Below are 25889 nucleotides of genomic sequence, written 5' to 3' on the forward strand. Positions count from 1 at the left end.
AGAGGTAATGAATGATTAAAAGACCAAGGTGGATTTACTGGAAGCAAATATTCCCTTCAAAGTTTCAAGCCAGCTGTCTTAAAGCAAAGCTTGAAGACAACTGGGTTAACGGCTATGAGAACGGTCCGTCAGTTGAAATACGGAAGATTAAAAATGACCGGTATATCGTCCGGTATACATATGATGAATAAAATGGAGATGCGAAAATTTAATACCCCGATGAATTCAGTTAGCTTCATAGGTATTATGTGTTTTGGTTCAAATAAAAAAACTCGTAATGCCGGTATTGCTCTCTTCACAAACAATAATTTAACCTTTTTCAGAAAATCTATTGACTTTCATTCGCTTTTCTTGTATATTAATATTTGTCGCTGCAATATACATTGGTTCGTCAGTTCATTCCAACTGAATGGAATCGGCATACATATGGGCTGTTAGCTCAGCGGGAGAGCACTTGGTCGACAACCAAGGGGTCACTGGTTCGATCCCAGTACAGCCCACCATAACAATACATATTTAACTCCTTGGTTTTCAAGGGGTTTTTTATTTTATTTATTACAGCAATAGAATCTATTTCATATTTTATAGGAACATGTCAGTTTCAGACTATCTGCATTATTTCCACTTTAATCGGACGCTTTCCAAGGGTTTTTTAATGTTTCACCATTAATTAATCTTATATATTTTATATTGACGGTCAATAAAAAGAGGCCGGGACAAAAGAATCGTAAATATAAAAAAAGCCGAACAAATCTTATGATTTTTGTTTGGCTTTTCCGCTTTTGTACTTAATAAAAAATTAACTCTGATAAATAGTATTGGCAGTGATTTCAGTCCGCCAGGCGGGCGCTTGCCCAGGGGCTTGTACCCCAATTATTTAATCTGCGGGTTCACTCTCAGCGAAGGCTTATACCACAGGCATAAGTGCAACATCGTCGCAGGGATCTTCGGCTAACCCCTTCACGTCCTGTGAAAACGCCGAAGTCACCACATCCGTGTGGAAGTTCGCTGTGTTTTCTTTACCCAAGGGCTTGTCTTCAACTAACTTTCCCGAAGAACTGCTTCGGGAAAGTGGATTTTCAGACTTTGCTCCTGCGCTTGCTCGTCGCAGGAAAAGATCGCTCATCCTCTGGGTGTCCTCGCCTTCGTTCACCGGAAAAATAATGGATTTAGCGGTGCATTTTTTTACAGCCCGTTTTTAACTGGATCTTCAGACTTCGCTTAATCCCTGTGGCGTCGCCGCCTTCTGTCCTTCAATAAAAAAGCAGAGGCTATTTAATATGTGGTAAAACTAAAAGTGACCCATGTGATAAAATGTCTGATAAAATTATTGTTCGTCTTTAACAAACTTGTCTTTAGTTTTGTCCCGGCCTCTTTAGTTATCCTTTTACGAGGTATGTCTCAAATCCTGCAGCTTTAAGCTTGTCCTCCATTTTTTTGGCTCGCTGCTTTGTGGTAAAGGCGCCTACTTGGACCCGGTACAACTCAGTTTCTTCTGTGAGAAGGGTTTTAATGGTTTCCAATGTTTCAGGTCCTGCCATTCCATCAACAGTTAGATTATGATTAATTTGAAACTCCCTTACGGCATTGACTGTTTCATTTCCATAGGAACCATCTGCTCCGAAACTGGGGAGTGAATAACCCAGCTCCCGTAAGTCCTTTTGCAATTGCCGGACACTTCTGCTAATCGAACCATTCTTTAATAGCATAGTCTCTCCTCCTTATGACTACTTGTATCCCCAAGGCGACTCTTATATTTACTGTAAGTTTTTAAATGATTGCTAGTTGTCTGCTTATCTATATTTATGCAGGATAGAGCCTGCTCATCCCTCTATTTTATTTTGCCAGTGAAAAAATTAGTAACTGCCCTGACCCATTAAAAAAGTGGTTTTTAAGATCAGTAGTTTTCCTTAATGTCTTTTCTTTTTTTGTTCCACATTTTTAATAGTATCTCCATTAGTGAGACGAAAAAGCCGGCTTTTCGGTTCGTAAATTTTCTGTGATGGCCATAATCCATGATGGCCTGAGAAAATAAAAGCAGTTATACACGCCACAAAAAAATATTCTATTCCTTTTCCATCGAACAACTCAACACTTAACAAAAAGGCAGCAACCGGCGTATTTGCACCACCGCAAAAAGCTGTAATTAAACCTAACGCTGCCAGGAAAGAGAGCGGAAAATCAAAAAATGGATAGAGAGTATTCCCTAAAGTGGCTCCCATAAAAAAGAGTGGAATCGCCTCCCCTCCGACAAAGCCGGTGCCCATAGTTACTGCAGTAAAAACGAGTTTAGCCAAAAAAGCAAAAGGAGGCACGTCACTCTCAAAAGATGCTTCAAGCATATCTAGTCCTCTGCCGTTATATTCATATGTACTTGCCGAAAAAGTGAGTACTACAATTATTACCCCGCCCACAAATGCTCTTACCATGTGATTTTTCTTCGTATACTTTTCAGAAAGAAAGTGAATGCCATGCCTGAGCTGACAATAAAGAATACTTAGCAGACTGAAGATTACTGCTAATAACACAACTTTTGCAAATGACATAATCGATAATTCTGGCAGGGCTTTAATTACAAACTCTTCGTGTTCCACTCCCCAGACTTTCTCGGTTACATAATGCCCAATAAAACTGGCTGTGAGGCAAGGGATAAGGGCTTCAAACTTCATTTTTCCAATTGAGGACATTTCCATTCCGAAAACAGCGCCAGTAATCGGGGTGCCGAAAGCTGCACCAAAGCCTGCACTTATGCCGCTCATGAGCAGAATCTTTCTGTCAATCACATTTATTTTGAAAAACCTGATGACTGTTTCGGCTGCGCTCCCTCCCATTTGAATGGCAGCTCCTTCTCTTCCGGTTGAGCCGCCAAATAATACAGTGATAAAAGTGCCTAAATAAACTAAAGGACCGAGTCTGCGCAGCACTTTTGTCTTTCCTTGCACGCCTTCTATGACGAGGTTGTTACCTTTATATAAGTCATATCCTGAACTCGGGCCTATTTTCATATATAAATACCCAATCAGCAAGCCTCCAAGTGGAAGAAACAGAATGAGCCATGAGTTTTGCTCCCTTACGTTACCAAGTGCATCATTCACAGTTAAAAGCAAGGCGGTGGCAGATCCAATCAGCAGACCGATAATTCCTCCCGGTAATACCCATTTGGCAAGGGTTATGAAAAAAAATTTATTCATATAACGTCATCCCGCTTCCTTATTTCAGTTCATCTTCAGGTTCTTCAGCATGGCTGTTGTTCGCTACTTCCGTAAATAGATTAACTGGTTCAGAGGAGCTGTCAGCTGTTGGGTGTCCCGCTATGTCTGGAAAATGTTCCTGAAGCATCATAATCAGCATATGTATATCCTCTTTTGTAGCAGTCTGCTTTTCGGGTTTGAGCATATAGCCTAATTGGCCATTAGATTCAATAGTTGCCCACTGTAAATCATTAAAATTTTGAATGCCCTGCTGTCTTAACCTCAATTCCAGCATATCTACCGTAAGTCTCAATTTTTTCAGGTTCTTCAAATGAATTTGGCCGTTTTCGATTACTATGACAGATTTACTGTAAAAAAAATTCTCAAGCTTATCGTTTTTTAGCACGATGTACTCAATAAACAAAAGAGTTAATACGAGTATTAATGTAATCAGGAGAGTGATCCAAATGTTCCTGTCGCCTACAGGCTGAATAATTAAGGAACCGACGGCAATCATCATAACCGTCTGAGCGACAGTCAATTGGGAAATTGATTTTCTCCCTGCGAGACGTAAAATCAGTACTCCTCCAAAAACAATCAGTACAGCCTTCCAAATGAAATTCAGATCCAATAGTTCCCCTCCTTTTACAGCGTCATTCCGTTATTTTATATCTTTTACATAAATGGAACAAATATGTGTTAAAGGCGAATTGGACGGTCTTAAACTGCCTCCAGAATTTATAATCATTCCAGGATACATAAAATCTTGTTTTTTCTCCTCAATTAATGGGTAATCAAGTATGATAGCATCAATCCTGTGAGTTGGCTTTAAGTTTATTATTAAGGACAACTGACAACGAAAGAATCTTTAAAAAGGGGATTTTAAGTATGAAAAAGCTAATAACTGTTCTGTCACTGACGACGTTAGTCTCGGTTTCAGGCTGTGCAAATGAGAGTGCTGATAATGGAGATGAAAACACTGACACTGGCAATGGTGATTCTCCACAAACTGAGCAAAACAATGACCCAGCTACCAATGAAGAAAACAATAATGGCAGTGCTAACAAAGAACCGGCTGATGACATGGCGGAAGCTGGTGACGAAGCTGAAGCTGGAGACACTATTGAAACAGAGAGCGGCACTTATACACTTCATGCCCGCGAAGATAATGTAGAAAATATGGAGACAGGACCTATTCATTTAGAAGTGGATCAAGTGACTACTGCCTCAGGAGAACCTGATGACGAAGTACAGGAAGCCACTGATCAAGATCACCTGAATTATGTCCAAGTTGATTTGAAGGTGGAAAACAATGGTGATGAGGAAATTTTGTTTTATTCCGGCCAGGCGACTTTAACAACAAATACAGGTGAACAACTGGAGCCCGACTTGTGGCTGTCTGATCATATTGAAGGAGATATGGAAGCCGGCACGTCGAACAGCGGAAGTTTCTTTTACATACTGGAAAATTCGGATGCTGAAGAAATTGAAAGTATCCAGTTGAGCTGGAATGCTCCTTTAGATGTGGAAGAAGATTGGGAGGAAGAAGGAGAAGATATAGAGGTTGAGGTAATTTTATAAAAATAAAAAATGCGGTAAACTGCTGCCGGACCTGAGGATCCTGCACCCCAATTTTAGACATGCGCTAAAATACGGGGTGCTTTAAATATTAATTATGTCTCCAATAACTTGGAACAGAGATATTAGAACACAAAATTTATATAAATAGCCCATGCCGTTTGTGTATTCAATCTGGAATTATTTTATTGTAATAATCCAGTTCAAGTATGTTAGCTGAAACACTAAACTTATTTGTTATCTCAGCTGATATTCTCTTTACGTAACCTTCACTGACCTCCGCTCCTGGAACGGGTGTAAATATATTTGTTTCTGAGTTAAACCGCCCTTTATCCGTTATGAAACTTTTATTTGAAAATATGACAAGAGGGTCAGAATCTGACAAGATATCTCTCCCTATCATCAGCCTTGAATCAAACTCAAGCCCCATCAGGTTAGATAAAGTCGGAATAATGTCCAGGCTTGATGAAGGCTTATCGACAGTCATCGGTTCCATCCTCTCAGTATACATGATCAACGGGCTTTTATATAATTCAAAATTCCTTTCCACCGGCCCTCCTGCCAGTTCATCTATCGCCTTCTTTTCCAGTCCATATGGGTAATGGTCTGCACTGAGAACAATCAAGGTCTGCTCCGCGATGCCTTCTTCTTTCAGCCTGGATAATAAATAGTCCAAAGCACGGTCCAGTTCAACCTGGGTGGCTAAATAAGCTTTTGCCTGGTCTGAGAAAGGAAGGTGTTCAACGTAGTGACGGTTTTTATTAGCCTGGTTGTTTCCGCTGAAATTATATTGCATGTGTCCGCTCACGGTCATGTAATACGCATGGAAAGGCTGTGTTTGTATATACTCCGGCACCGTCTTCTGCATCATTTCAAGGTCGGACGCCGGCCAAATCTCTTCTACTTGCAGGCCGTTCCCTATCCCTTTGTAGGAATAGCCCATATTTGGGTGCGATATGTCCCTCCGATAATAGGAATACGTATGATTATGGTAGGCCACTGTTTTGTACCCTCTTTTTTTCAGCTGGTTTCCCATCGCAAAAGGCATGAGGTTGCTTCCTGATTTATAAAAACTCCATACACCGTTCATAGGCAGCAGGCCTGTAGTGGCCACGTACTCTCCATCAGACGTGCTCACTTCCCAAAGCGGGTTATAAAAATTTGTAAACTTGTACCCTTCATTCACCATTTTATAGAGAGTTGGTGTTACCTCTTTATGAACTGCATAAGGAGAGAAGCCTTCTGCTGTTATAAGGACAAGATTATATCCTTCAAATTTACCTGTAAATTCATTTTTTCGGGAGGGAGGCACATTGTGAAAGTATCTGTGCATCTGCTTAATCTGCTCATCCTCTTCTTCAGCTATCAGTCTTTGGAAATCAATATCCAGCACCTGTAACTCACCTTCTTTTGAACCTTCGCCTTCCCCCTCTTCCTGTGCAGGCAGTTCACCGGGAACCTTTACAGCCACACCGGATGGATAATTAAGGACAAGGCGCTGCAAGTCCAATCTCATAGCAGTTAATAAACCGAGCTGATCCACGGACTGTATCATTCCTCCCTGTTTGAAATACAGTTCATAAGGAGAATTAGTATCCTGGCCATTAATATAAATAAGAGATAATGCGGAAGCATAGGCAATAATAAAGCTGCAGCCTAAGACTGTCAGCACCCGTCCTTTTAATTTATGAAATGCCATTAACTTTTTTCCATACACAAACAGAAATACTGCAGGTGAATAAAATAATGCAATCCAGGCAGATTGACCGAGTCCCAAATCAATAATATCTCTCCAAAATTCTGCTACCTGTAAGACGTTACCTGTAGAATAAAGGCTGTAAAAAGTCTTAAAAAACTTAAAATATATGAGCTGGGAAGAAAACAGCACTCCTGTCAAAATGAGAAAACCATTGAAAATCACAAAATTAATCCTTCCATTAAATAAGCTTGCTAAAGTAAAAATAACGAGAGCTATTGAGAAAGAGAACAGAAAAGAAATGGATAAACCAGTGATAGAAAGTGAGCCATCGGTAGCTAATTGAAATACTGACTCGGTAAAAAATACAGAGATAAATAAAAATAAAAGCGAATAAGCTTTGGCTTTGGAAACCATAACGGCAAACCCTCCAATACCTGTTATTAAAACATGTCCACTGAATTATTCTATGTATTTATAAGTAAATTATGATAAAGCACTCTATTAAAAAGGAGAGATAAAAAAACTGCGTGTCCACAGGCTTAAATTTAAAAGCAGTTATTCTGTTTTCACGTTTATTTCGGAAACCGAAGTACACCTTAGGCACAATTAAACTTGGAGTGACGTTTGAAGCTTCTCATCAAAAAAAGTTATCCTTATGAACCATTGACGCAGACCATCGTTTACAAAAAAAAGATCCCCTGGATAAGGGAACCTTAAATTATACATAAGTGTTATTACTGTACCAGTCATTATAGCTTCCACTTCCACCACAGCCCTCACACTCAAAGTAATCAGGTGAAATATAAAACTCGCTCACGGGGATATTAAACCCTTTCCCTTGGCAGTCAGGACACATGCCTTGCTCCTTCATTTGGTTTAGAAGCTTTTCCTGCCTGTTGGCATTCCAATTGGATATTGCTTGAAATAAGCCCATTTTCCATCACCTCATACCTTTTTAAACTAGTATCTGGTAAGAAGAGATGAATTTATTCACAGAGCAGAAAGCATTCCCTCAGGAAACATGATATTCACCTATTTTTAGGCGATTGCATATATTGGCTCTTGAGAAGGAGGATTGAGAGTTATGCAGCACACTAATCACCCTATGGGATATGAAGATCAAGCTCACAGCGACCATCATCAGCAGCATATGCAGGAAATGTGCCAGCAATACCACTTGTATTTTATTCAGCTTCAAATGATGGATGGCAGTATAGCCGAAGGTATTATTGAAGATGCTGATCATGAAGGAGTAACACTACTGATGCCTGAGGAAGATGGACATATGGACGGTTCGCGCCAGTTTGGGGCAGGAGCCTTTGGAGGGGCTCCATACGGTTTTGGGCCTGGTTTGGGTTATGGGGTTCCGCGCAGATTCAGAAGGTTCCGGAGAAGAAGATTCCCTTTTTTCGGAATAAGAACTTTATTTTTCCCCTTTTTCTTTTAAGTGAACGAGAACTGCCCTGTCTTTACAATAAAGACAGGGCAGCTCATTTCTAGGCTGGGACAAAAGAATAGCAATATAAAGAAATCTGAACAAAATTGTTCTTTTTGAGAAAATGAGTGATTTCAGTCCGCCAGGTGGACGCTTGCCCAGGGGCTTGTACTTTTAATCTGCCGGTTCTCTCTCGGCGAAGTTACAAGCTTGTCTTTAGCTTTGTCCCAGCCTCAGATATATTCAAGTTAATTATTTATAATCAAAGCGATTTTCCCTAATTGTTTTGCTTCATTCAGACGCTCTAAAGCATGCCTGGTATCCTTTAGCGGATAACTTGTATCCATTACCGGCTTAATATTATTTTTACTAATAAATTTCAGCATGTCCTGATATTCGTCTCTGCTTCCCATCGTGCTTCCAAGCATATTATACTGTCCGTAAAAGAAGCTTCTAAGATCCAGTTTAATCTCGTCACCTGCAGAAGCGCCAAAAGTCACCAGCGTGCCTCCTTTGCGCAACTGGTTAAGGGACTTGTCAAATGTGGCTGCCCCCACGGTTTCTATTACAATATCGGCTAGTTCATTATTTAACGCTTCATTCCAGTCTCCCTCACTGTCAATAGCCTCGTCTGCTCCAAGTTCAATCGCCTTTCTCCTTTTTTCTTCCGAGCGTGAGGTGACAATCACCTTGGCTCCTGCGGCTTTGGCAAAGAGAAGTAAAATAGTCACGGCACCGCTGCCCACACCAGGGAGGAGAACGGTGTCCCCGCGATTGACCTGGGCTCTTGTAAAAAGTGCTCTGTAAGCTGTAAGAGCAGCTAAAGAAAAGACCCCTGCTTCTTCCCAATTTAAATGCACCGGTTTTAGCTCTACATTATTCTCTGGAAGAGTTATTTTCTCCGCAAAAGTTCCATGTCCCGGCAGGCCGACTATACCGAAATTTTCAGGGGGAGCCTCACTCTTGTCCATCCAGCCAAGGCTCGGATTAATTACAATTTCGTCTCCTGGCGAGACACGTGTCACCCCTTCTCCTACTGATTCAACAACCCCAGCACCATCTGACCCTATAATCAGGGCCGGGTCGGATTCCTTATGTCTCTCAAGTACGAATAAATCCCGGTGATTGAGTCCGGCTGTTTTTAATCTGATTTTTACTTCTCCTTGCTTTGGTTCAGTTTCTTCCATATCTCTGTAGTGAGTGCCTTCAAGGCCTTTTTTCCCTTCATGAACAAACGCTTTCATATTGTGCCTCCTTAAAACTGTTAGCGTTATTTTGTGCTTTTTTTCTGTAAAACCAATTATACTTAAGACAAGGATTTCTTTCAAAAGTTACAGAGGTGACATGTAATGAAAATTGAAGCTGGCGACCTTCCCGTAAATGAACGGGAGATTTTTTACTATCTTAAAAATCTTCCTGGAAATGAAAAACAGACGTTATGGATTTTGATTAGAAAATCCAATAAAGATCATATATGTGTCATAGAGCGTGTAACTCCTGCAATCAGATCACTTATAGCTAAGAAGCTTATCTCTGTTAATAGAAGTTTCAGGCATTCATCCAAAACCAGTTTGTTTATTCTGAGGCAAACTCCTCACTTAATGAAAAAATTACAGGAATTAGGCCAGGAGTATTAATACTGAGAACAACGTTTAAAGTCTTCAAAATCTGGAAATAGGATGGATGTAAGCTTGTCACCTAAATTAAAGTGCATGACACTGCCAGAAACAAAAACAACTTAAGTTTTAAAGGAGGCTTTTAAACATGCCATTATTAGAAATAAGTGTCGTTCCTGTTGGAACAGAATCTGAAAGCTTTAACAGTGATGTAGAGAAAGCAGTCTCAGTCATTGAGCAAAACGGTTTAAATTATCAAGTGACACCGACATCAACAATTATTGAAGGCGAACTGGACAAATTGATGGATGTTGCCCAGGTGATTCATCTGAATGAAATTGAGAATCAGGCTAAGCGTGTGGTCACTACCATCAAAATTGATGACCGGGTTGACAAACCGATCAGCTTGGACAGACAGGTTGACAGAGTATCAAATTCCGATAAATAAACTATATAAACTTAATCTTCGCTGTTTTGCAGGCTATGAAGCCTGTAAAACAGCTTTTTTTTCTTTTTTTATAAATGATGGTCTCTTTCCAATTCATGCAAACTTCTATAACGTTATATACATAATCAAATCTTCATATGGAGGTGAAGTAAGTGTTTGAGTTAGAAGGAATACATATACTGATGGCGGTAATTAGCGCTGTCTTAATTGGTATATCAAAAACAGGGCTCCCAGCATTGGGAATTCTTGTTGTTGCCGTGATGGCCTCTATCTTTCCCGCCCGGGAATCTATAGGCATCGTTCTCCCGCTCCTTATCACAGCAGATATAATTGCTGTAATCTATTACCGGAAGAGTGTGAACTGGAAGACTCTTTTCTCTTTAATTCCCTGGGTGCTCGGAGGACTCGCAGCAGGTTTTATATTTTTATATTTTTTTACTTCCAGCAGACCTGTGGAAGTCATCCTTGGGATTATTATAGTGCTAATGATCTGTCTCCAGTTCTTTAAAGAAAAGCAAGGGACTCCTCTGTCCGGCATGCTGCCTGCTTCTATATGGTTTATTGCCGTTATGGGAACGCTGGCTGGTTTTACAACTATGGTCGGAAACGCGGCAGGACCTGTGATGTCAATTTTCCTGATTGCTCTGTCACTTCCCAAAAAAGAATTTATAGGTACAGGCGCATGGTTTTTTCTATCTGTTAATCTTATTAAAGTTCCTATGTACGGGAGTTTAGGGCTCATTACTACGGAATCACTCACTATAAACATGTGGCTCATCCCTGCTATATTAACCGGCACTTATCTCGGGATAAAATTTCTCCCTTACATTCCTCAGTCGAAGTTTAATATGATAATTCTAATCCTTTCCTTTGCAGGAGGAATAAAACTGTTAATCGGCTGAGACGATTAAAATTGCAATTTCTTTTATTAGGAGAGTCTTCTTCCTCTCCTCCTTATGATCTCGGCAGGTGTTATTCAAATAAACGGATAATACTCAGTGTAAAAGAGAAAGGGGCCACCCTCAAAAGTTAGACTTCCAGAGGGCAGCCCCGTTAATAGATGACTTTATTGTTTTATACTTTTCATTACGGCTGAGTTACGGCAGTCTTGTTGCCCCCATTAAATATTTATCACATTCGCGGGCTGCGCCTCTTCCTTCATTTATTGCCCAGACAATTAAACTCTGGCCGCGGCGCATATCTCCTGCGGCAAATATACCGTCCACATTTGTTGCGAATTTGTTATATTCTGCCTTAACAGTTGTTCTGTCTTCTGTTTCTACGCCAAGCTCCTCAACCATTTCCTGTTCAGGTCCTGCAAAACCAATTGCCAGAAGAACGAGGTCTGCCGGCCATACTCTTTCCGTTCCTGGAATCTCTTTACGGATTTTATGACCGTTTTCATCAAAGGTTGTTTCCACGTCGATCGTATGGACTTCTTTTACATGACCATTTTTGTCACCTGTAAATTTCTTCGTCATAACAGCATAAGCTCGCGGGTCTTTGCCAAAAACTGCCTCTGCTTCCTTCTGGCCGTATTCCACCCTGTGAATGACCGGCCATTGGGGCCAAGGATTCGCCACTTCGTCCCGGACGGCTCCTTTTTTAGTATAGATGTCAAATTGAGTCAGACTTTTGCACCCATGTCTCAATGAAGTGGATAAACAGTCCGTTCCGGTATCTCCTCCACCGATGACAATGACATCTTTGCCTTCAGCCGAAATGTAGTTTCCGTCTTCATGATTTGAATCAAGAAGGCTTTTCGTATTAGAATGAAGAAAATCCATTGCATAATGAATCCCTTTCAGTTCTCTTCCATCTGCAGGAATATTTCGGTGAACAGTCGCCCCTCCGCAAAGGATGGCGGCGTCAAAACTGTTTTCCAAGTCAGACGAAGGCAAATCTTTGCCTACTTCAGTGTTTGTTACAAACTCTATTCCTTCTTCTTTCAAAATATTGACGCGGCGTTCAACTACACTGTATGGGAGTTTCATTTCAGGAATTCCGTAAGTAAGCAGTCCGCCAATCCGGTCATGCCGCTCATACACAGTTACCGAGTGTCCTGCTTTGTTCAGCTGGTCCGCCGCTGCAAGCCCTGCTGGTCCGGAGCCAACCACAGCGACTTTCTTTCCTGTTCGTTTTTCAGGAGGCTCAGGTACCACCCAGCCTTCTTCAAAACCTTTTTCTATAATAGACCTTTCCACAGTCCGTATGGCAACAGGCGGTTCATTAATGCCTAATACACAGGCTCCTTCGCAAGGTGCAGGGCAAGCCATTCCTGTAAACTCAGGGAAGTTATTCTTCTCATGTTCTTTCTTCAAGGCTTCTTTCCATTTTCCCCGGTAAACAAGGTCATTCCATTCGGGGATCAGGTGATAGACAGGACAGCCTGTGGTAGCTCCTTCAATTTCCATTCCAGTATGGCAGGTAGGGACGCCACAATCCATGCAGCGTGCCCCTTGTTTTTTCAGTTCCTCTTCTGATAAAGGCTCTGTGTAATCCTCCCAATCCTTCGTTCTTTCAGAAGGGTTTCTTTCGTGTTGTGACTGACGATCATATTCCATAAAACCAGTCGTTTTTCCCATAGCAGATACCCTCCCTTTTTTAATTTTTCAGTGCTTCCACACTAATTTTGCTTTCTTCAAATGCCTGCATTTCAGCTTCATGTTTGTCATTGCCATCATTTAATAATTCCTGAATACGATTCTGGATCTTACGGTAGTCTTTCGGAATTACTTTTACAAATTTAGGAACCATCTCTTCCCAGTTTCTGAGTATACGCTTGGCATTATCACTATACGTGTGTTCAATGTGCGTCTTAATCGTTTCAAATAACTCTTCAATTTCATCTGGATCTGTCAGCTGCTCCAGATGCACTAAGTCCTGGTTGCATTTTGATTCAAATGACGATTTGTCAGACTCATGAAGAACGTAAGCAACACCTCCGGACATACCTGCAGCAAAGTTTCGCCCGGTAGGACCGAGGACAATGACCTTTCCTCCTGTCATATACTCACAGCCATGGTCGCCAACACCTTCTACGAGAACTTTAGCTCCACTGTTCCGGACACAGAAACGTTCTCCGGCCATGCCGTTTATATATGCTTCACCACCGGATGCACCATAGAAACACACATTTCCGACTACTATATTCTCTTCAGGCTTAAATGTACGCTTTCTTGAAGGCCGTACAATGATCTTGCCACCCGATAACCCTTTTCCTACATAGTCATTTGCATCCCCGACAAGCTTTAATGACATTCCTTTCGGTATAAAAGCTCCAAAACTCTGACCCGCGGAGCCTTTAAAAGTTAAACGGATTGTATCTTCCGGCAGCCCTTCCAAGCCGTAACGTTTTGTTATTTCACTGCCGAGGATGGTTCCAGTTACACGATTAATATTCCGAATGGATAATGTCTCTTTAACAGGGATCTTTGCTTCAAGAGCATCTTCACACATTGGCAGCAGTTCCTGCATATCAAGTGAGTTTTCCAATCCATGATCCTGTTCTTTTGAGGCATAAAGTGTCGTATTTCCAGAGACATGCGGCTGGTGAAGGAGAGCAGATAAATCGACACCTTTTGCTTTCCAATGATCAATCGCGTCATTCGTTTCAAGAATATCTGTACGCCCAACCATTTCATTGATGGTGCGGAATCCTAACTCAGCCATTAGTTCTCTAACTTCCTGGGCGATAAATAACATAAAGTTTTCAACATGGTCAGCCTTACCAGGGAATTTTTTCCTCAACTCTGGATTCTGTGTCGCTACACCGACAGGGCACGTATCCAAATGGCAGACCCGCATCATGACACACCCTAATACAACTAATGGTGCTGTAGAGAAGCCGTATTCTTCAGCTCCCAGTAAAGTAGCTACAATAACATCTCTACCGGTCATCATCTTTCCATCACTTTCTACTACAATGCGGTCGCGCAGCTTATTTAGCAGAAGCGTTTGATGAGTTTCAGCTAAACCAATTTCCCACGGCAACCCGGTATGTTTGAGACTCGTTCTTGGGGCTGCGCCAGTCCCGCCGTCATAACCGCTTATTAACACGAGATCTGCCCGGCCTTTTGCTACCCCGGCTGCAATGGTGCCTACGCCTACAGCAGAAACGAGTTTGACACTGATCCGCGCCTGCGGATTGGCATTTTTCAGGTTGTGAATTAATTCTGCTAAATCCTCAATTGAATAAATATCATGATGAGGAGGGGGCGAGATTAATTCGACACCTGGGGTAGAGCCGCGGACTTCCGCAATCCATGGATAAACTTTCTTGCCAGGGAGATGTCCCCCTTCACCAGGTTTTGCTCCCTGGGCTATTTTAATCTGAATTTCGTCTGAATTTACAAGATAATGGCTGTTAACCCCGAATCTTCCAGAGGCCACTTGTTTGATTGAACTTCTGCGGGAATCGCCGTTTTCGTCAGCTGTAAAACGCTCGATTTTCTCTCCGCCTTCTCCGGTATTACTGCGCCCGCCTATACGGTTCATCGCCACTGCAAGTGCTTCGTGTGCTTCTTCACTAATTGAACCGTAAGACATGGCTCCTGTCTTAAACCTTTTGCAAATTTCCTCGATTGATTCCACTTCTTCGATAGGAACCGGCTCTCTTTTCTTAAACTTTACTAAGCCTCTTAGAGACTGTAAGTTGTTTTTCTCATCTGTGAGCAATTTGGAATACTTTTTAAACGATTTATAATTGTTCGTACGACACGCATATTGAAGGAGATGAATGGTTTCAGGGTTATACTGATGGTCTTCTCCATTTTCCCTGTATTGAAATTCGTCTCCTGACTCCAGCACTTTTTGAGCCCCGCGATCCTCTCCGAAAGCTGTTTTATGCCTCATTAATGTTTCTTTCTCAATGGTATCGAGACCGATTCCGCCAAGTCTTGAAGCAGTTCTCGTAAAGTACTTATCTATAACTTCCTGAGTAATGCCGACGGCTTCAAAAATCTGGGCACCGCGGTAACTTTGAATTGTGGAAATACCCATTTTGGATAACACTTTTATAATTCCGTCAGTGACGGCTTTGATATATTGGTTAACCGCTTTATCCAGTGGCTGATTCTCAATTTCATCAATATTGATCAAATGATTAATTGTATCGAAGGCGAGATACGGATTAACAGCTTCCACTCCGTAGCCTAGAAGACTTGCAAAGTGATGGACTTCCCGGGCTTCCCCTGTTTCCAGCAGCAAGCTCACTTTTGTACGCGCGCCGTTGCGGATTAAATGATGGTGTAAGCCTGAAACAGCTAATAACGAAGGAATGGCGGCATGGTCTTTATTTACTCCACGGTCTGAGAGGATGAGTAACGTAGCGCCATCCTCCACTTTTTGATCAGCTTCAGTAAAAAGCCTTTCCAGCGCTTTTTCCATTTCCCCAGCGCTTCCGCTAATATCAAACAGCGTAGATAAGGTTACTGCTTTAAAACCGCTCATATCCTGGTTCCGTAACGTTTCCAGCTGATCGTTTCTTAAAATAGGCGTATCAAGCCAAATGTGCCTGCAGCTTTCAGGCGCTGGGTTAACAAGGCTTCCCTCTCCGCCGATAGTCGTCCCTATTTGAGTGATCAGTTCTTCTCTAATCGCATCAATTGGCGGGTTGGTCACTTGCGCGAAAAGCTGTTTAAAATAGTTAAATAACAGCTGAGGCTGTTTAGAAAGGACAGCCAGCGGGGAATCATAACCCATAGAACCAACTGGATCTTTTCCGCCTGTCACAAGCGGCTTAATAATCTTATTTAATTCTTCTGTTGTATAACCAAATGCCAGCTGATGGTCAAGAAGCTGTTCTTCATTATTTATTTCTTTAACAGCTCTTTGTTTTGGCAGTTCATCAAGCCGGATCATATGTTCAGAAAGCCATTCTCTGTAAGGCTGTTCATTTGCCATCTGAAGCTTTATCTCTTCATCTGGAATAATTTTGCCTTCTTCCAAGTCAACGAGCAGCATTTTCCCGGGCTTCAGGCGGTCTTTATAAAGGACATCATCGGAAAAAATGTCCAAGGCCCCTACTTCTGAACCAAGGACGATCATACCGTCTTTTGTTACGTAATAACGGGCAGGCCTTAAGCCGTTCCTGTCAAGACAGGCTCCAATTTGCCTTCCGTCCGTAAAAGCGATAGCTGCCGGTCCGTCCCAGGGTTCCATCAAGGTACTGTGATATTCATAGAAATCCTTTTTATCTGGATGAATTGTTTCATCATTTGCCCAAGGCTCTGGTACCATCATCATGGCAGTATGAGCAAGAGACCTCCCTGACAAATGAAGGAATTCAAAAGCATTATCAAACATGGAGGAGTCACTGCCGTTTTTATCGATGACCGGAAGTATTTTTTCAAGGTCTTCTTCACTGAAATATTCTGAGGCGCACATCTTTTCCCTTGCTTTCATCCAGTTAACATTCCCGCGGATCGTATTGAATTCTCCGTTGTGAATCGTGTACCTGTTCGGATGGGATCGTTTCCAGCTTGGAAAGGTATTTGTACTGAACCGTGAATGGACAAAGGCCATTGCAGATTTAAAATCAGGATGGTTCAGGTCAATATAAAACGAATCCAGCTGTTCGGGAATAAGCATTCCTTTATAGACAACTGTTCTTGTAGACAAGCTGCTGATATAAAAATCGTTTGTAGCGGTTGTTTTAGAAATTTCAATTTCTGTACGCTTGCGGATGATATACAATCTTCTTTCAAAATCATCCTGGTCTTTAATATTTTCCGAAGGTAGAATAACCACTTGCCTGATATACGGTTTTGTCTTTTTGGCATCTTTACCTACAAATGCATCATTTACAGGCACCGTACGCCAGCCAAGGATTTTCTGGCCTTCCTCTTTAATAACCCTTTCAAATACTTCTCTGCTTTTTTTCCGGCTTTTATGGTCTTGGGGAAAAAACACCATCCCTAATCCATATTCGCCTTCTGGAGGGAGTTCCAAATCTTCCTTGTGAAACTGTTTGTCGAAAAAGCGGTGCGGGATCTGAGTAAGAATGCCTGCTCCGTCACCAGTGCTCACATCTGCAGACTGGCCTCCTCTGTGCTCCAGGTTACAAAGAATCGTTATGGCGTTTTGAACGATATCATGAGATTTCGTCCCGTCAATATGAGCGATTAAACCTATACCGCATGCTTCATGCTCGTTTTCCGGGTGATATAACCCTTGCGGTGATGGTATTCTTGGATGTGTCATGACAGCGTTCCTCCTTTAATTAAATCTATCAAATTACTTGGTAAAATAATCTACCAGACTTTCATATTTAAAACAAGTACTTTATGTTTTAAATATTTTGATAAGTGTAACATGAAAAAATATTTTATACTAATTCAAACTGTCAGAAAAGTATTGCAAACCCTGTATATTATCAAATATTATGAATAGTGTTGATATTTGCTGCTTATTGTTGTTTTTTCTGCTGTATAGTCAATTTATTGTTTAATTTCAGCTTTGAAAGGTGTGTATTTAGTGGATTTACTTATTTGGATTGCCATTGCATTTTTATTTATTTTAAGTTTCGCTGGGCTAATTTATCCTGTTATTCCCGCAGTATTATTAATATGGGCAGGAGTCGCCCTCAGTCATTTTTTTCTTGAAGCGTCTGTCTCGTGGTGGACATGGAGCTCTTTAGTCTTGCTGACAGTTATTATCTTTGCGGCTGATTATGCGGCTAATATGTACTTTGTGAAAAAGTACGGCTCGTCAAAAAAAGGAATGACTGCAGCTACGATTGGCATTATAATCGGCAGCTTCATCATTCCTCCGCTCGGTATTATAGTTGTTCCATTTTTACTTGTTTTTGCTGCTGAGTATTTGCAAAACAAGTCATTCAGCTTGTCGGCCAAAAGCGCGCTCGGTACACTGCTTGGCTTTTTAACAAGTACCCTGGCAAAAGGCCTTCTTCAGCTGATTATCATTTTAATTTTTTTAGCAGATGTAATATTTTTATAGAAATTTTCGGCAAAAAGAAAAGTCATATTCTTTCTTTCACCCAATTTATTAATCCACCTGCGAGCACAATGTCAATTTGACGTTTAGACATCATGTGCTCGCAAGGAATTTCCAGTTTTTTTGACCGGACTTTTGCTGTTATTTCCTCTTCATTCAGGAGCACTTCCCTTATATTCTCAAGTGTTATAAAATCGCCTTCTTCGAGCTTTTCATAATCAGCATCGTCTTTGAAGGTAATTGGAAGAATGCCGAAATTAACCAGGTTTTGCCAATGGATTCTTGCAAAGTCTTTGACAAGCACTACCCTGAGCCCAAGATACCGCGGGGCAAGTGCCGCATGTTCCCTGCTGGAGCCTTGGCCGTAATTAGTCCCTCCAACGATTGCATGTCCGCCCTCTTCCATGAGGGCGGTGGCCCGCTCATAATAATTAGGATCAATTATTTCAAATGAAAACTTGCTTATTTCTGCAAGGTTGCTTCTGTAAGGAAGCACCCGGGAGCCTCCTGCAAGTATTTCATCTGTAGAAATATCATCTTTAAGGTATAAGAGTACCGGCACTTCTATAAATTCAGGCAGCGGTTCCATTTCAGGGATCGGCGTAATATTATCACTCTTATACAATTCTGTTTGTTTCGCTTCTTCTTCAGGAACCGGTGTTTCAAGAAGGCTGAGGTCGACCTCCGGTTTCTCAGGCTCAAAGATCTCCGGATAATCCTGTTCAAGTTTACGCGGGTCTGTAATTTTTCCAGTTAAGGCTGAAGCTCCTGCTGTTTCCGGGCTGCATAAAAACACGCTGTCCTCTTTTGTTCCTGAACGTCCTGGAAAATTTCTAGGTGTCGTTCGTAAACTGTTTCTTCCTGTAGCAGGTGCCTGTCCCATTCCAATACAGCCGTTACAACCCGCCTGATGAAGCCTTCCCCCTGCCGAAAGAAGACTTGTAATATGCCCTTCATTTATTAAGTCTGTGAGAATTTGCCTTGAAGAAGGGTTAATGTCAAAAGAGACGCCGCTAGCAATTGACTTTCCTTTCACAATCTCTGCTACCACAGCAAAATCACGGTAGCCAGGATTGGCAGAGGACCCTATATAAGACTGGTAGATCGGCTCTCCTTCTACCTCCTCAACGGGTACAACATTTCCCGGACTTGAAGGTTTTGCGATAAGCGGGACCAGTGAAGAAAGATCAATTTCTTCTTGTCTATCATACTTAGCGTCTGTATCCGCTGTGAGAGGCATCCATTCCTCTTCCCGCTTCTGCGACGCCATATAGCGTTTTATTTCCTCATCGGATGGAAAAACAGAGGTGGTCGCTCCAAGCTCGGCCCCCATGTTGGCAATGACATGGCGGTCCATGGCACTTAAAGAAGCCACCCCTGGTCCGTAATATTCAATTATAGTGCCTGCGCCTCCTTTAACATTGTGCCGTCTGAGAAGCTCGAGGATCACATCTTTTGCACTCACCCAGTCCGGCAGTTCTCCGGTTAGTCTAACCCCCCATACTTCAGGCATCTTAATATAAATAGGTTCACCGGCAACTGCCATAGCCACATCAATGCCTCCTGCTCCCATTGCCAGCATACCCATACTGCCGTTGGCACACGTATGGCTGTCGGAACCGAGCAAAGTAGCGCCCGGCTTTGCCAGCCTCTGCATGTGAACAGGATGGCTCACTCCATTCCCCGGCTGGCTGTAAAACATGCCGAATTTCTTTGTGGCGCTCCGCAAAAACAGGTGATCATCAGGGTTTTTGCTGTCGACTTGAATAATATTATGATCCACGTACTGGGCAGACACTTCTGTTTGGGCTCTCTCAAGTTCCATCGCTTCTAATTCCAGCATTACTAATGTTCCCGTGGCGTCCTGTGTCAGTGTCTGATCAATTTTAAGGCCGATTTCTTCACCCGGGGACATTTCACCTGATATGAGATGCCCCTTAATTAACTTTTGAGTGACATTTAACCCCATTGCAAAACCTCCTAAATCATACTAATAAACTATATATTCCCTTTCCTTATATTCTAAAAATTAAAACTGCTCCAGTTTTCCATTTAAGTTTTAAACACTTCAACACGAGATTGACACAGGAATTACTACTCTGCTGACAGAGTTATAACCGCGCCTTTTTGCCCCTGAAGACTTCTATTAATTGAGAGATGTTGTGCCGCAGCATAGTATAAGTTTTATCTGAATGAAAAAGAGGGGGTGCCCGCAAAAGTCAGACTTTTGGGACATCCCCTCCAATAATATTCAGTCAGGCTGGACAAAAAAGCCAATTTCATCCATCATCAGCTCACCAGGCCCGTCAGCAAAATATAAAGAAATCCTTTCTACTTCTTCGATTTGAAAATCAGGAACTGCTTCCATAAAAAGATCAACAGGCAGTTCATAGTTTTGGAAAACCGGCTCGATTGCTTCCTCATATTTTCCTTCACGCATGATGTCTTCAAACCATGGGTTAATTGTATATTGAGTGGCAATAGGCGGTTCAATCGTTTTAACCGCCTCCAGCGATACCCTTGCCGTTTCTCCGGAGACAGTTTCCATCTCCACATCTATTTGCGGCACATGATAGCCTTCCCCTCCATCTTTTTCCATGTCACGTTCCTTGTTTGCAATAGACAGCCGTATACTTTCAAAGCTTTTATTAAAGTTGTCCGCGCGGAAATCTTCATTAAAGTATAAATGATATCTGGCTGTATCCTCCCACTTGAACACCATTCCCCGGCTGCGTTTCGTATTCCCGGAACGGTTTTCAGCTGCTTGTATCTCCCATTTATCAAAGCCGACTCCTTCAGCAGTTAATCCCCTGGAAAGATTTGTCTTACTTTCCGCTCTGTTATAGTTAACAAAAGGCATAAACTCACTGTTTTCAAACCTCGTAATATATTGCGTGTTCGGCAGCCATTCTTTTCCATACCTTACATCCCTGAACAGCGGTAGATATTGGTCATTCTCCTTCACAGCACTTTCAAGAAAAGCGGATATATATACTTCAGCCACCTGCCGTTGCTCCTCTTCACTCATCATTTGCGCTCTGTTAAGAAAAACTCCGCCGGGAAGCCTCATATCCATCCGTCCCCAATCAGTATTAAACTGGCTGTGATTGGCTTCAGCGATGTAGACACCTGCTTTAAAGTGCCCGTTATCCCCAGGGATCGAGACACGTCCATATTGCCTGTCACCATGGTAATTGTGTACATCCCCGTCTCTTGCCCCATGCAGGGTCAAATAAGACACATCATCAAGTTCCGCTCTCGTATCATCTACTTGCCGGTCAGTCGGTGCTATCGCTACAACTCCTTCTATCCCGATATCTTCAATACCATTTAAGGACTCTTCTTCCGAGAACCATCTTTCATAATCAGCTACCATCGCCACAGCCTGTCCTCCACGAGAATGACCGATTAAAGAAACCCGCTGGAGGTCAACCTTTCCATAAAACGGAGTGTCTTGAGTTTCATGGAAGGCCTCAACCTGCAATAAATGATGCATCAACAACCAGGCTCTTAACTTCATATCATTTGAAGGAATCCCTGTCCAATTAGAATAATTAAGAAAGTTCTGATCTACTGAGACAGCAATATATCCTCTGCTTGCAAGCAGTTCGCCTAGATACCCATATCCCCCGTCTGAAAAATTCTCCATTGTATGATTTCCATGCACCATGAGTACAAGCGGAAACGTTCCCTCCCCCTCAGGCATCCAAACTCTTCCATTTAAGGGGAGGGAAGATTCATCAAATCCCCAGAAGAATGTCCGGTATCTTTTCCATTCATTAATATAGGCCGAGGCATCCACCGAATCAGAAATTAACTCCACACCATGTCTAAATTCATCCCGGTGATTGTCCTCTCCGTTTCCATATGTAAATGTTTTAACAGGATGTGAACCCGGGTCAGAAGGGTTTTCAACTGACAGTGGGGTAATATAGCCATTATCTCTGAATGACTCAGCTACGTCAGCATGCTCAATCTCCGGCCTCCATAAAAACAGGAATAAGATTATAGCTGCCGGAAGCACTGACAAACCAGCTTTTTTCCCCGGTGTTAAATTACTTTTCAGAAGAGTAACAATTAACCCTGCACATAATCCGATTCCCATCCACAAACCTGTAATAATTCCTGAGAATAATGGACCAAGGTTGGCCTCTGTTAATATAAAATAAGTTATATAACTGCTGTACAGAAAGCATCCTGTAAATAACCTTGGAATAGGCAAATATAGTACCGAGAACAAAAAACCGATAATAACTGCAGCCAGTATAAATATTATCGTATGGGCAGTTAAAGCGATGGCAAGATCAATATGCCTGCCTAACCCGGTCGGCGTCCCCGCCACACCCGTCATAATACCAATGGCAGTAATAAGCCAAAGAGAAATAATGATGTAAGTAAACTTGCTGTCGAACGCATGTATTGTCACTGCTCTTCTTCTAAGCCAACTTATAAGTTTATATAATTTATTCGGTTCTTTCGTCTCACTGTCCATTCCATTTATCCCCTTATTAAGCACTTGTAAATTAATCTCAATTTTCTATTATATCAGACCTTTTCCAAGTCTTGTGACACTTCTTCATGCTTTTTAAAATAAAAAAACTGCTCATAAAGTAATTAAATTACCCTTGAGCAGAAGGGTTAAACCCGTTTATTTATTTGAAAATTATCTTCAAGAAGGAGCCAGTTTTGCGGAAAGTCCCAACCCAGCACCCAGTAATACACGCCCCGTAAGCCTAACTCCTTCACGAGATTAAATTTCGCCTGTATGCTTCTCGCATCCTCAAACCACACTTCATGCTCTGCCCCTTCCTCATCAATATACCGGAAAAATGGAGACTGAGCTGTTTCATCATATTCTATTGCTGCATTATAAGCACCGGCGAGCCGAATCGCCTCCTGATGATCTATTGCCCTTGCTCTTGACACTCCTTCTATAAACGGCAGGGTCCAGTCATATCCATAAAGCGGAATGCCCATCATCACTTTATCGTAAGGCATAAGCGAACCAGCATATTCTATCACACGTCTTACTTCATTAAGAGGAGCCACTGCTCTTGGAGGTCCCCCTGTCCATCCCCATTCATAAGTCATAAGAAAGACGAAATCAGCCGTTTCCCCGTGAAAAGCGTAATCGTGCCCTTCATAAAGAACGCCAGTCATACCCGGTTCTACTATAGGTGCCAAAGCACTTGAAAGAAAATAGCCTTTCTCGTCAAGACGGGTCTTAGCCCGTTCCATCAGCTGATTATATGCTTCCCGATTTTCGAGTCCCAGGTATTCCAGATCAAAATCAAGGCCTAAATAACCTTTTTCATCCATTATGGCGAGCGCCTCATCAAGCATTCTGTTTTGTAAGGCATCATCCTGAAGCACTGTTGAAGCAAGCTCTGTGCTGAAAGCTCCCTCATCAATATTAGTAATAACCATTAATGGAACAATATTATTTTGATAAGCTGTGTTAATAATCTCCAGGTCATTTAAGGGGGTCAGCGATCCATCTTCATTCAGTTCATAACTGAAAATTTGCAAAAAAGTTAAATACCGGCCAACTTCATCCACCGCCTGTGCTGACTCCTCACCGGTTATTTGAAGGTCTACATAGGCTCCTACATCTATTGCTGGTTTCTGGCGCATATAATTGGGAATATACAGTGAATGGCCTGGCTGAATAAATTCCGGCCGAATAACCTGGTTTACTGCCGCTAACTGATTGACCGGTATACCGTATTTCTGACTGATCATCTGTAAGCTTTCTCCGCGCTCAAGTAAATGAAATCTGCCTCCAGTTGGAATAACAAGTGCCTGACCGATGACAAGCGGGGTCATATCGTCCAGCCTGTTAGCACTTGTAATTTCCTGAACTGTCACCCCATAATCCCGGGCTATACTAAATAAAGATTCTCCAGTCGACACCACATGAATGATCAACTGATCGCCCTCCCTGCTGTCTTTTAAGCCTTCTTTTAACTCTATTCCTTTCTTAAGGAGAATATGTTCAAGAGAAAGCAAAGGCAGCCTCATTCACCATTTAATTGAAGAGACGGCTTCTTTCAAGCGTTCTTTTTCAGAGTCTGACCCGTCCGATTGACTGATTTCTTTTTTTATCCCTGAAATCGAACCAAACCCTTTCACAAATCCATTTAAACGCGCAGCCAAGGTTGAATGAACCAGGTCTTTATGGGATGGGTATAATTCAGACAGTTTCTCCAATGCTGACTTATACTGTTTTAAATAATATTTCTGATGATAGTCTTCCGCTGGAAAAAAAGGTTTTTCTGTATTAATTTCTGTTTCAATCTTATGCCCTTTTATCTCCTCCCACTTCTGTTTCACGCTTAAAGCCTTTTCTTTCTGCGAGTTATCAAAACAGACGAGAAGAGACATGTACTGCCTTCCCCTGTAGCCGTGTTTTTTACCGCTGTGGCTTTTCCAGAATTCATTAAGAAGGTCTTCGTAAGTTATTTTTGCTGGATCGTAAACCACTTGAACAGCTTCCGTATGATCTCCCATTCGCCTGTATACAGGGTGATCTGTCGTCCCGCCTGTATAACCTGCTTCAGTTTTTATGACACCTTTATAACGCCCAAACTGGGCATCAGGCCCCCAAAATCAGCCCATCCCAAAAATAGCTTTTTTGAGGCCTGTTTCTCCTGCATTTATTATGTCTGCCATAATTTTAATCCACCTCTTTCTGTATTTAATAATAAGGCCAGCACAATTATTCCCTCACTTGTTCATTTTTATTACCTCCAGCAGATTTAATCAAACAAACTTTTTTATATTAAAAACTCCTATAAGTGGGCAAATTAACTTTACAAAAAACTGAGGATAAAAGGAGTATATTATGAAGCTGAAAAAAACACCATCAATGAAACGTTTGTGCCAGCCAAGAATAAGGAAAGCTGTCGTCTTTTTATTGACATTTCTGACAATGCTGGCTGTTCTCTCCCCTTCAGTATCAGCGAAAGAGTCTGAGTTACTTGAAGCGCCAGTATATGTGGATAACCAGCCTGTCCAGACGAAGTATGTGATGAGAGACGGGCATATGATGGTGCCTGCTATGTTTTTTAAGCATACAGGGACAGAAGTTAACTGGAATGAAAAATATGATTCAATTGTGTTCCGATTAGGCGGCACTCGTTTTGCCAACCCGACAGGAACGAAATACATCGATTATCAGAAAGCAGGAACTGACCAATGGGAAAGAGATACGTGGGCAACAGCTTCTATTCACGTAGACGGCCAGACATTCGTCCCTTTAGTGGATGTAGCAAGAAGACTGGGATTAAGAGTTGATTATGATAGGGTTGCGAAAAGAACAACTATTCAAAACCCAAACGAAAGAACTGCCAGAAGAATCGGTTCAGGAGATCCATCAGGAAGGCAAATTGCCCTTACATTTGATGACGGCCCGGATGCCACTTATACTCCGCAAATACTCGATATTTTAAAGGATAAAGGAGTTCCTGCCACATTCTTTGTTGTTGGAAGGCAGGTAGATCAGTTTCCTGAACTTATGCAGCGAATTGTAAAAGAAGGACATGGATTGGGCAACCATTCTTTCACTCATCCTGATTTTACTGGCATTCAGTCCAGTGAGGTAAGGGAAGAACTTTTCAAAACCCAGCAGAGTATGAGCAGAGCTGTTAACAGATTGCCTGATTTATTCAGACCTCCATACGGAAACCTAACCAGAGCTGATGAAGATTTTCTTCATGAAAAAGGATTCCGGATTGTTATGTGGTCTGTTGATACGTTGGACTGGACCGGCCTTTCAGGCGATGAAATTTTCAACAGGGTCCAAAATAATATAAAACCGGGCGGAATTATTCTTCAGCATAACATTGATGTGAACCCCGGGATGCTTGATGGAACGGTAGAAGCCCTTCCAAGGATTATCGATGAGCTGCAGGGGCAAGGTTATACCTTTGTAACGGTCCAGACATTACTTGATTAATCTTCTGTA

General features: G+C 41.9%; 20 protein-coding genes, 1 tRNA gene and 1 pseudogene. 9 read left to right on the plus strand and 13 right to left on the minus strand.

Annotation, left to right across the window (positions count from 1 at the left end):
* Positions 1-11 precede the first annotated feature (11 nt).
* Together K8O68_RS20580 and K8O68_RS20585 are read left to right on the plus strand one after the other, a co-directional pair.
* A complete protein-coding gene (locus tag K8O68_RS20580) occupies positions 12-191 on the plus strand; it encodes a hypothetical protein (RefSeq protein ID WP_093055534.1) in 180 nt (59 codons plus the stop codon).
* A gap of 237 nt (positions 192-428) precedes the next feature.
* A tRNA-Val gene (locus tag K8O68_RS20585) sits at positions 429-503 on the plus strand.
* 876 nt (positions 504-1379) lie between these two features.
* On the opposite strand, the gene K8O68_RS20590 is transcribed toward K8O68_RS20585, so the two are convergent.
* From K8O68_RS20590 to K8O68_RS20600, 3 genes are all read right to left on the minus strand, one after another.
* Positions 1380-1709, minus strand: a complete 330-nt coding sequence (locus tag K8O68_RS20590; RefSeq protein WP_230898618.1) for a peptidoglycan-binding protein — start codon at positions 1707-1709, stop codon at positions 1380-1382.
* 201 nt (positions 1710-1910) lie between these two features.
* A complete protein-coding gene (locus K8O68_RS20595; RefSeq protein WP_230898619.1) occupies positions 1911-3191 on the minus strand; it encodes a chloride channel protein in 1281 nt (426 codons plus the stop codon).
* A gap of 19 nt (positions 3192-3210) precedes the next feature.
* Positions 3211-3822 carry a DUF421 domain-containing protein gene (locus K8O68_RS20600; RefSeq protein WP_230898620.1) on the minus strand — a complete coding sequence of 204 codons (612 nt, stop codon included), beginning with the start codon at positions 3820-3822 and terminating at the stop codon, positions 3211-3213.
* A gap of 257 nt (positions 3823-4079) precedes the next feature.
* Here K8O68_RS20600 and K8O68_RS20605 point away from each other — a divergent pair, with 257 nt between their 5' ends.
* On the plus strand, positions 4080-4772 hold the full coding sequence (locus tag K8O68_RS20605; protein WP_230898621.1) for a DUF4352 domain-containing protein: 693 nt from the start codon (positions 4080-4082) through the stop codon (positions 4770-4772).
* 166 nt (positions 4773-4938) lie between these two features.
* Here K8O68_RS20605 and K8O68_RS20610 read toward each other — a convergent pair whose 3' ends face one another.
* Together K8O68_RS20610 and K8O68_RS20615 are read right to left on the minus strand one after the other, a co-directional pair.
* Complete coding sequence (locus tag K8O68_RS20610; protein ID WP_230898622.1) at positions 4939-6882, minus strand: LTA synthase family protein; 1944 nt, start codon at positions 6880-6882, stop codon at positions 4939-4941.
* Positions 6883-7186: 304 nt separating this feature from the next.
* Positions 7187-7402 (minus strand): methionine aminopeptidase, encoded by a 216-nt coding sequence (locus tag K8O68_RS20615; RefSeq protein WP_230898623.1) that lies wholly within the window; start codon positions 7400-7402, stop codon positions 7187-7189.
* A 150-nt stretch (positions 7403-7552) separates the two neighbouring features.
* Between K8O68_RS20615 and K8O68_RS20620 the strand changes: the two genes are divergently transcribed.
* Positions 7553-7915 carry a hypothetical protein gene (locus K8O68_RS20620; protein ID WP_230898624.1) on the plus strand — a complete coding sequence of 121 codons (363 nt, stop codon included), beginning with the start codon at positions 7553-7555 and terminating at the stop codon, positions 7913-7915.
* 236 nt (positions 7916-8151) lie between these two features.
* Here K8O68_RS20620 and K8O68_RS20625 read toward each other — a convergent pair whose 3' ends face one another.
* Positions 8152-9147: a zinc-binding dehydrogenase gene (locus K8O68_RS20625; protein ID WP_230898625.1), complete on the minus strand. Its 996-nt coding sequence runs from the start codon at positions 9145-9147 to the stop codon at positions 8152-8154.
* Between the two features lie 105 nt (positions 9148-9252).
* Here K8O68_RS20625 and K8O68_RS20630 point away from each other — a divergent pair, with 105 nt between their 5' ends.
* From K8O68_RS20630 to K8O68_RS20640, 3 genes are all read left to right on the plus strand, one after another.
* Positions 9253-9540: a hypothetical protein gene (locus tag K8O68_RS20630; protein WP_230898626.1), complete on the plus strand. Its 288-nt coding sequence runs from the start codon at positions 9253-9255 to the stop codon at positions 9538-9540.
* Between the two features lie 127 nt (positions 9541-9667).
* The gene (locus K8O68_RS20635; RefSeq protein ID WP_093050327.1) at positions 9668-9967 is read left to right on the plus strand and encodes an MTH1187 family thiamine-binding protein; all 300 of its coding nucleotides are present in this window, start codon (positions 9668-9670) and stop codon (positions 9965-9967) included.
* A 152-nt stretch (positions 9968-10119) separates the two neighbouring features.
* Positions 10120-10869, plus strand: coding sequence for a sulfite exporter TauE/SafE family protein (locus K8O68_RS20640; RefSeq protein WP_230898627.1), 750 nt, complete (start codon positions 10120-10122; stop codon positions 10867-10869).
* Positions 10870-11064: 195 nt separating this feature from the next.
* On the opposite strand, the gene K8O68_RS20645 is transcribed toward K8O68_RS20640, so the two are convergent.
* Positions 11065-12552, minus strand: coding sequence for a glutamate synthase subunit beta (locus tag K8O68_RS20645; RefSeq protein WP_230898628.1), 1488 nt, complete (start codon positions 12550-12552; stop codon positions 11065-11067).
* Positions 12553-12571: 19 nt separating this feature from the next.
* Positions 12572-17170 (minus strand): glutamate synthase large subunit, encoded by a 4599-nt coding sequence (gene gltB, locus K8O68_RS20650; RefSeq protein WP_230898629.1) that lies wholly within the window; start codon positions 17168-17170, stop codon positions 12572-12574.
* A gap of 273 nt (positions 17171-17443) precedes the next feature.
* Between gltB and K8O68_RS20655 the strand changes: the two genes are divergently transcribed.
* A complete protein-coding gene (locus K8O68_RS20655; RefSeq protein ID WP_230898630.1) occupies positions 17444-17926 on the plus strand; it encodes a DUF456 domain-containing protein in 483 nt (160 codons plus the stop codon).
* A gap of 22 nt (positions 17927-17948) precedes the next feature.
* Here K8O68_RS20655 and K8O68_RS20660 read toward each other — a convergent pair whose 3' ends face one another.
* The 5 genes and pseudogenes from K8O68_RS20660 to K8O68_RS21690 form a co-directional block, all read right to left on the minus strand.
* Positions 17949-19892 (minus strand): aconitate hydratase, encoded by a 1944-nt coding sequence (locus K8O68_RS20660; protein ID WP_230898631.1) that lies wholly within the window; start codon positions 19890-19892, stop codon positions 17949-17951.
* Between the two features lie 282 nt (positions 19893-20174).
* The gene (locus K8O68_RS20665; protein ID WP_230898632.1) at positions 20175-22415 is read right to left on the minus strand and encodes a poly(ethylene terephthalate) hydrolase family protein; all 2241 of its coding nucleotides are present in this window, start codon (positions 22413-22415) and stop codon (positions 20175-20177) included.
* Between the two features lie 146 nt (positions 22416-22561).
* Positions 22562-23932, minus strand: a complete 1371-nt coding sequence (locus tag K8O68_RS20670; RefSeq protein WP_370640554.1) for a glycosyl hydrolase family 18 protein — start codon at positions 23930-23932, stop codon at positions 22562-22564.
* A 12-nt stretch (positions 23933-23944) separates the two neighbouring features.
* Positions 23945-24133: a hypothetical protein gene (locus tag K8O68_RS21685; protein ID WP_370640561.1), complete on the minus strand. Its 189-nt coding sequence runs from the start codon at positions 24131-24133 to the stop codon at positions 23945-23947.
* A gap of 18 nt (positions 24134-24151) precedes the next feature.
* Positions 24152-24520 (minus strand): annotated as a pseudogene (locus K8O68_RS21690) (peptide-methionine (S)-S-oxide reductase); the annotation flags it as partial.
* Between the two features lie 247 nt (positions 24521-24767).
* Here K8O68_RS21690 and K8O68_RS20680 point away from each other — a divergent pair.
* Positions 24768-25880, plus strand: a complete 1113-nt coding sequence (locus tag K8O68_RS20680) for a polysaccharide deacetylase family protein (RefSeq protein ID WP_230898633.1) — start codon at positions 24768-24770, stop codon at positions 25878-25880.
* The last annotated feature ends 9 nt before the right edge of the window (positions 25881-25889 follow it).

Origin of the sequence: Salipaludibacillus sp. CUR1, assembly GCF_021028955.1 — a bacterium.
Classification (GTDB): Bacteria; Bacillota; Bacilli; order Bacillales; family Salisediminibacteriaceae; genus Salipaludibacillus.